Source organism: Corallococcus sp. AB045 (assembly GCF_003668895.1).
Taxonomy (GTDB): Bacteria; Myxococcota; Myxococcia; order Myxococcales; family Myxococcaceae; genus Corallococcus; species Corallococcus coralloides.
Genome location: NZ_RAWN01000015.1, coordinates 72,693 through 79,283, shown reverse-complemented (window position 1 = coordinate 79,283; position 6,591 = coordinate 72,693). Strand labels below are relative to the sequence as shown.

6 protein-coding genes are annotated in these 6,591 nt (G+C 69.7%); 3 read left to right on the top strand and 3 right to left on the bottom strand.

Features of this window, described 5'->3' with window-relative positions; all coding sequences use genetic code 11:
- Positions 1-338, top strand: a 338-nt coding sequence (locus D7Y21_RS06050; protein ID WP_121711846.1) for an FtsX-like permease family protein, incomplete at its 5' end; no start/stop codon positions are given.
- 56 nt (positions 339-394) lie between these two features.
- Here the strand turns inward: D7Y21_RS06050 and D7Y21_RS06045 are convergent.
- The 3 genes from D7Y21_RS06045 to D7Y21_RS06035 form a co-directional block, all read right to left on the bottom strand.
- Positions 395-2,806 carry a hypothetical protein gene (locus D7Y21_RS06045; protein WP_147469197.1) on the bottom strand — a complete coding sequence of 804 codons (2,412 nt, stop codon included), beginning with the start codon at positions 2,804-2,806 and terminating at the stop codon, positions 395-397.
- An 83-nt stretch (positions 2,807-2,889) separates the two neighbouring features.
- Positions 2,890-3,405: a GNAT family N-acetyltransferase gene (locus D7Y21_RS06040; RefSeq protein ID WP_120563656.1), complete on the bottom strand. Its 516-nt coding sequence runs from the start codon at positions 3,403-3,405 to the stop codon at positions 2,890-2,892.
- A gap of 18 nt (positions 3,406-3,423) precedes the next feature.
- Positions 3,424-4,539: an alpha/beta fold hydrolase gene (locus D7Y21_RS06035; RefSeq protein ID WP_121711835.1), complete on the bottom strand. Its 1,116-nt coding sequence runs from the start codon at positions 4,537-4,539 to the stop codon at positions 3,424-3,426.
- Positions 4,540-4,848: 309 nt separating this feature from the next.
- Between D7Y21_RS06035 and D7Y21_RS06030 the strand changes: the two genes are divergently transcribed.
- Both D7Y21_RS06030 and D7Y21_RS06025 read left to right on the top strand, forming a co-directional pair.
- Positions 4,849-5,715 (top strand): hypothetical protein, encoded by an 867-nt coding sequence (locus D7Y21_RS06030; RefSeq protein WP_121711832.1) that lies wholly within the window; start codon positions 4,849-4,851, stop codon positions 5,713-5,715.
- 129 nt (positions 5,716-5,844) lie between these two features.
- A complete protein-coding gene (locus D7Y21_RS06025) occupies positions 5,845-6,582 on the top strand; it encodes a dienelactone hydrolase family protein (protein ID WP_121711830.1) in 738 nt (245 codons plus the stop codon).
- Positions 6,583-6,591 lie beyond the last annotated feature (9 nt).

The following is a 6,591-nucleotide window of genomic DNA, read 5'->3' as shown; positions in this document are numbered from 1 at the left end:
CGGCGGTGGGGCTCTACGGGGTGGTGGCCTACGCGGTGGTGCAGCGCACGCGCGAGCTTGGCATCCGCATGGCATTGGGGGCGCGTGCGGGCCAGCTGATGGGCATGGTGTTGAGCCACTACCTGCGGCTCACGGCGGTGGGGTTGGTGTTGGGGCTGGGGCTCGCATGGGGAGCCAGCCGCGCGCTGTCGCACCTGCTCAACGGCGTGCGCCCCACGGATCCACTCACGTATGGGTTGGTGGTGGCGGTGCTCGGCGCGGTGGCGTTCCTCGCGGCGCTGTTGCCAGCAAGGAGGGCCGCGCACGTGCCCCCCGCGATCGTGCTCCGGGCGGACTGAGCCCATATCCCAGCCCGCCGTATTGGACACATGGTGCCGGTAGGCCTTGGAGCTGCTCAGTGCGAGTACTCGAACTCGGGGTGCTGTTGCTTGAAGCGCTCGTACTCGGCCCATTCCTCCCGGCCCGCCACGATGTACAGCCCCGTGGGGGAGATGCCTTTCTTCCAGCGAATCACGTCCACCGGGGACAGCGTGTAGCGGTGCTGCGGGTGGTCCCGGACGAAAAGCTGATACGCCTGCCAGAACGAGGCGGGGCCTCCTTCCTCCCCGGAGTCCGCCATCAGGTACAGGACGTCCAGCACGCCGAGCACCCCTCCGGTCTTGGGCACGTAGCCGTGGACGTTTCGCAGGTGGCTGCTCCAGCCCAGGGAGCCTCGCGTCGCGGGCCGCGGCACATACGCGGAGCGGTTCTTCACAGGCTCGGCCTCCGCCTGGGCGAAGTCCTTGAGGAGCGTGGCGAACATCTCCTGGACCTCGCGGCTGGTGGCGATGCGGTGGGCCTCCTCCGTGGGAAGGGAGCGCTCGCGGAGCCATTGCTCGAAGAAGCCCTGGAGGGCCTCGGGAGTCCTTTGCTCCGCCGGGAGCAGCCGATGAAGCACATGCCCCAACACCCTCACGGGCACGCCGCGCAAGGCCAGGGTGCCCTGGAGGGGCGGCAGGGGGTAGGTGTTGATGCACTGGAAGTAGACGCCGCGCCATTCCGGGTCGGTGAGCACCGGCTGGGCCGTCTGTTCGAGGAGCCCGCGCAGGGCCTTGCTGTAGGGCAACCGGCTCGCGCCGAACTCCTTGCGGAGGACCTTCTGATATTGGCGGGCGTGCGCTTCCCAGGTCCGCACATCCTCCGAGGTCTTGTAGCTGTCGGTCCCGACCTTGATACCCCGCTCGATGGTCGCCCAGAGCTCGGCCTCCGCCTTCTCCCCCGTGAACCCCAGGGAGGTGGCCAGCTTCCCTCGCTGCGTCTCCGTCAGTGCGTTCACCGTGGCGGCGATCACCGACCACAACTCGGTGTTCTTCGAGGTCATGGCCAGCAGCCGCCCCCGGCGCGTGCGGCCGGGCGCATGGCTGAAGCGCTTGGCGAGCTTGGGGTTGAGCGCCTCGCGGTCGAACTCATCGACGGCCTGCTGGAAGAGGCGCGGGTTGTGCTTCTCGAAGAACACCTGGACTTTGTCGCCGTCGTAGTCGCCGCCGAGCCACGACTGGATGTCATACGGCACGCCGATGGCCTCCCCCGCCTCGAACCAGTCCACCGCCACCAGGCTGCTGTCTTCGAGCAGGAAGTCCTCCTGGAGCGCATGGGCCTCGTCGCGTTTCTTCTCGGTGGTCCAGCGCTCGTCGAGCTTGCGATCCTTGGCGCAGACGATGACGCTGCGGCTCTCCCACTCGGCGGGCCACCACGCCTCGGGGATGATGCCCAGCATGCCCTTGAAGAACGTCAGGTGGCCCCGGTCGAAGCCCGTCCACGTGTACTGGAGGCACTCCATCTGGGCGAGAAAGTCCGAGGCGGGCCCCACGGTCTCGACGTCATCCCAGTGGACCGGATGGCAGTTCGGCTTGTCCGCCGGTGAGCGCGAGAGGATGAGCCCGCCCTGGGCCGCGGGCTCGAAGCGCTCCTGGCCGGAGGGAAACACCACGCACCGCCCGGGGGTGGGCATCGCCACGCCGAGCTGCATCGTGGGACGGCCTGTCGTGAGGGCGCTGTATCGCACCTTGCTCGACAGGGAAGATGACAGGTGGCGCTTCGCGGAGGAGGTCAGCTCGGAGACCACCTCGGGCCGCACGTCCTTGAACCACTGGAACATCTGGTAGTTCGCGTTGCCGCCCGGCTTGTGGCGCCGCTTGCGCTGGGAGAGCTGGCGCGCCATGTCCTGCGCGACCGAGCCCCGGACATAGCCCCAACCGTCATGGACCATGAGGGACAGCTTCCGGCCGCTGATGCGATGGGTCAGCTCGATGACGGGCGGGTGCTCGTCCGAGAGGGGATAGGCGCGGCCCCGGATGTTGCCCCGGACCCCCGTGAGGTGCCGGGCGAAGAGTGCCCGCGACGCGTAGTAGACGGACTCCTCGAAGCCCAGCAGGTCCGAGAAGAATTGTCTCGCCGCGTCTGGGATGCCGATGAGCGTGCGGCGATCATGGTCATCCGGCTTGAACAGGGAGCCGGACATGAGGTCCACCCGGAAGCGCTGGCCGTCGAGCTCCACCCCGTTCTTCAGCACGGCGTTCACGCACGCGGCGGGAACCTTCACCAGGATGAAGTCGTGGGCGTCCCGGGTGACGGAGCGGAAGATGACGTTGTTCCAGACCTCCTGCTTCACTTTCTGGGGGGCTACGCGAATGGGGCGTTTGGCGCCGAGACACTGGCCAAGGTCCAGGGTGACCGTGCGGACCGTATAGGGATTGGCCCGGGGGTCGAGCACGTCGTACCGGATGGGGACGTAGCGCACCACGCGCTTACCGGAGCCTCTTGGCATTGTTCCTCCCAGAGCAGGTCCGCGCAGCTTAGTCTCAATCCCGCTGCCCCGACGACCCGCCCTGCCCCCACGTGCCGTGAGCGTCAGGGCGCGAGGCGCTTGAAGAAGAGGACCGTGGGGTGCAGCTCACCGTCGGTGTGCCGCGCCCAGTCTGGAATCTCTCCGGCACGCTGCCATTGGCAGTGCCGATAGACGGCCTCCGCCTTCGAGCCCGCCAGCGTGTCGAGCACCAGCAGCGTGCGCCCCGCGCTCCGGGCGTACTGCTCGACCTCCTGGAGCAGCCGCGACGCGAGCCCCTGTCCGCGGGCCCGCGAGTGCACGAGCAGCTTCTGCACCTCCGCGCGGTGCAGCCCGTTGGGACGCAGCGACGGCGCGAGCTGCACGGTGCCGGCGATGCGCCCGTCCACCTCCGCGACCCAGAGCACCAGCCCCGGCCCCAGCGCCGCGAGCACGCCCCGCCAGTACTCCACCGCCACGTCCCGCGAGAGCGGCGGCAGGAAGCCCACCGACGCGCCTCCGTCCACGGAGTCGATGAGCAGTTCGGCCAGCGCCTCTCGCTCGTCGAGGGTCGCCTGTTCGAGTCTCCGGATGGAAATCATCCCCACCAGTCTAGCGGCTCACGGCGCGACGGGCTTCGGGGGCTTCGGCGCGGGGGTGACGCGGGCGCCGGTGAAGCGCAGCAGCTCGTCCATGAGCAGGCGGCGGCCCCGCTCCGGCCGCTCCAGGTGCACGAAGTGCGTCGCGCCCGGGAGCACCACGGCCTTCACGCTGGCGGCGTGGTTCAGGTGCTCCTGGAGGCGCGTGACGTCCTCCGGCCGGCTCCAGAAGTCGTTCTCCGCGCGCAGGATGAGCACCTTCCCCGTGATGGACGCTCCGTCCCACAGCTGCCGGCCCGTGGCCAGATAGAAGCTGTCCTCCAGCGCCCCGGACGGCGCCCGGAAGGCGAACGGCGTGCGTGACGGCCCCAGCGGATCACTCGTCACCGCCTCGCGCTGGAACGACGCCGCTACCTCCGGGTCCCGCCACTTCACCCGCTCCTCTTCCTCCGCGGGCAGCTGCCGGTCCCACACGGCCATCAGCGACGCACCCGTGTTCCACCGGTAGGAGCCCATGCCCTCCGCGTTGAAGTGCCCCGGCCGCTTCGGGTCCTCGAAGTCCGTGCCCTTGCCCAGCATCTTGTGCTCCGCGCTGCCCGCGTACAGCGCGTTGAGCATCACCAGGTGGCTGACGTTGTCCGGATGGAGGCTGGCGTACATGCCCGCCCAGTGACCTCCCGTGGCCCAGCCCACCAGTCCCACGCGGCGCTGCCCCGTGCGCGCCTTCACCCAGCCCACCACCGCGTGCACGTCCTGGACGACTTCATGTGAGCCCACCAGGGGCCGGCCCTTCGCGGGCGTGCTCATCGCCAGGGGCCGCGTGGAGCCGCCATAGCCGCGCGCATCCAGGAGGTACACCGCATGCCCCGCGCGGGCGAGCTCCGCCGCGATGGAGCCGCCCTCGACGGGCAAATCAAACGAGGCCCGCCCCGGCACCCGCGCGCCGTGCAGGAGGATGAGCGGCGGCAGGTTGGCCACCTGCATGCCCGTGTCCTTCACCTCGCGCACGGACACCTCGATGCCCTCCTCCGACGGCACCAGGAACTCCGCGCGCGTCACCTCCGCCCGCGCACCGGCTCCGAACAGCGCGCCCAGCACCACCAGCGTCCGGACCACGGCCGCGCCTTCGCGATGCATGCCCAACTTGCCCTCCCCGCTCCGTAGACTGATTGCGCGATCCTGCCAGGAGCCCCGCCCGGACACACGTCCCGGCCGCCCCACCGTGCAACGCTTGCCGTCCGTGCAAGCCTTGCCGTCCCGCACGCGTCGTGGAAGCGCAAGGCTTGCCGTTCCCCGAGCCCTCCTTCGACACGCGCCCCAGGGACGCGGCGCTGGCATCCCCGTTGCTCATGGCCCGCCACGTTCCCCGCTGGCGACCCGGCCGGGACGAACCCCGGCCAGCCGGACGCATCGCTGGCATTCCCAAACGACGGACGGAGAAGCGACATGCACACGAATCACTTCGCGCGAAAGCTGTTCCTGGCGGCCCCCCTTTGCCTCTTCGCGGTGGGCTGTGGCGGCGACCCGATGATGGACGAGACCCTGTCGGGCGAGGCCCCCGCGGGCGAGGCCGTCACCGAGACCGCCACCCCCGTCGCGCCCGAGGACGCGTCCCTCGCGACGAGCGAGCAGGCTGTCACCCTGGGTGGGACCTACTGGTGGGGCACCTCCAACAACGGCCTGACCTCCACCGCCATCGGGACCTCCACGGGCCGGACCTGCTTCCTGACCGGCATCCAGGGCAACCTCAAGGGCACCAGCTGGGCCAGCGCGGGCGTGTACCAGTACGCCGGCAACTGGCAGCTCTTCGTCAACCACACCAACAGCAAGGCGCTGGGCACGGGCGTCCAGTGCCTCAACACCGCCACCAACCGCACCGCGGAGATGGCCTGGTACAAGGGCCAGGCGGCGAAGCTGCTGGGCGCCGTCACCGCGGACCGCCGCTGCTTCCTCACGCAGGTGGAGGCCGCGGGTGGCTTCACGTCCAACTCCGACTACGCCCGCGTCTGGAACGACGGCAACAACTGGTACCTGGGCGGCAACCTGGGCGCGTCCGGCGGCGCCCGCGCCATCTGCGTGGACGTCCCCACGGCCCAGGGCGGCTGGCTGTGGATCGCGGGCAACCCGGGCACCTTCACGCACAACCTGGACTACAACCCCGGCGGCGTGGCCTGCCTGCTGTCCGGCATCGGCGGCAACTTCAGCACCAGCGACTTCAACGACGGCGTCTCCATCGACTACAACAGCGGCACCCGCTACTGGGAGATGACGGTCAGCAACAGCAAGCGCGGCTGGAGCAACTGCGTCAAGTAATCCAAGCAAGTGTCCGTTTCGCGCGGGGCGGTGGGGGCCCGCCGCGAAACGGATGGCGCATCGCCCGCGCGTGTGGTGTCACCCTCCTGCCGGGCGCATGCACCGCCCGCGCTGGAGGTCACCCACGCCATGCAGGACGTCGACATCAAGACCGCGGATGGAGTGATGGACGCGAAGCTCTTCCAGCCGGAGGGCTCGGGACCGTGGCCGGCGGTCATCATGATTCCGGATGCCTTTGGCATCCGGCCCGTCTCCGAGGAGATGGCCCGGCGCCTGTCGAAGTCCGGCTACGTCGTGCTGCTGCCCAACGTGTTCTACCGGGAGGCGCCCGCCTCGAAGCTGGACCTCAAGGGCACCTTCGCGGACGAGGCGTTCCGCAAGCGCATCTACGGCCTCATCGGCACGCTGACGCCGGAACGGCTGAAGCTGGACGCGGGCGCTGAATTGGACTTCCTCGCCCGGCAGCCCTTCGTGAAGGGCCCGAAGGCGGGCGTGGCCGGCTACTGCTTCAGCGGCGGCATCGCGGTGCGCATGGGCGCGGACTTCCCGGACCGCATCGGCGCGGTGGCGTCCTCCCACGGCGGCCGCCTGGCCACGGATGCGCCCGACAGTCCCCACCGTCTGGTGAGCCAGGTGAAGGCCGAGCTGTACTTCGGCCACGCGGACAACGACAACTCCATGCCCGCGGACGCCATCCGCACGCTGGAGGCGGCGCTGAAGGACGCGGGCGTGAAGTACCGCTCGGAGCTCTACCCCGGCGCGCAGCACGGCTATTCGGTGCCGGGCACGCCCCAGTTCAACGCGGAGGTCGCGGAGACGCACTGGAAGAGGCTCGAGGACCTGTTCGGCCGCACGCTGAAGGCCTGAGCCCCCGCC

Bases quoted from the DNA above. Each gene is read 5' to 3' on its own strand.
- D7Y21_RS06025 (WP_121711830.1), top strand. From the start codon at position 5,845: ATGCAGGACGTCGACATCAAGACCGCGGATGGAGTGATGGACGCGAAG.
- D7Y21_RS06045 (WP_147469197.1), bottom strand. From the start codon at position 2,806: ATGCCAAGAGGCTCCGGTAAGCGCGTGGTGCGCTACGTCCCCATCCGG.
- D7Y21_RS06035 (WP_121711835.1), bottom strand. From the start codon at position 4,539: ATGCATCGCGAAGGCGCGGCCGTGGTCCGGACGCTGGTGGTGCTGGGC.
- D7Y21_RS06040 (WP_120563656.1), bottom strand. From the start codon at position 3,405: ATGATTTCCATCCGGAGACTCGAACAGGCGACCCTCGACGAGCGAGAG.
- D7Y21_RS06030 (WP_121711832.1), top strand. From the start codon at position 4,849: ATGCACACGAATCACTTCGCGCGAAAGCTGTTCCTGGCGGCCCCCCTT.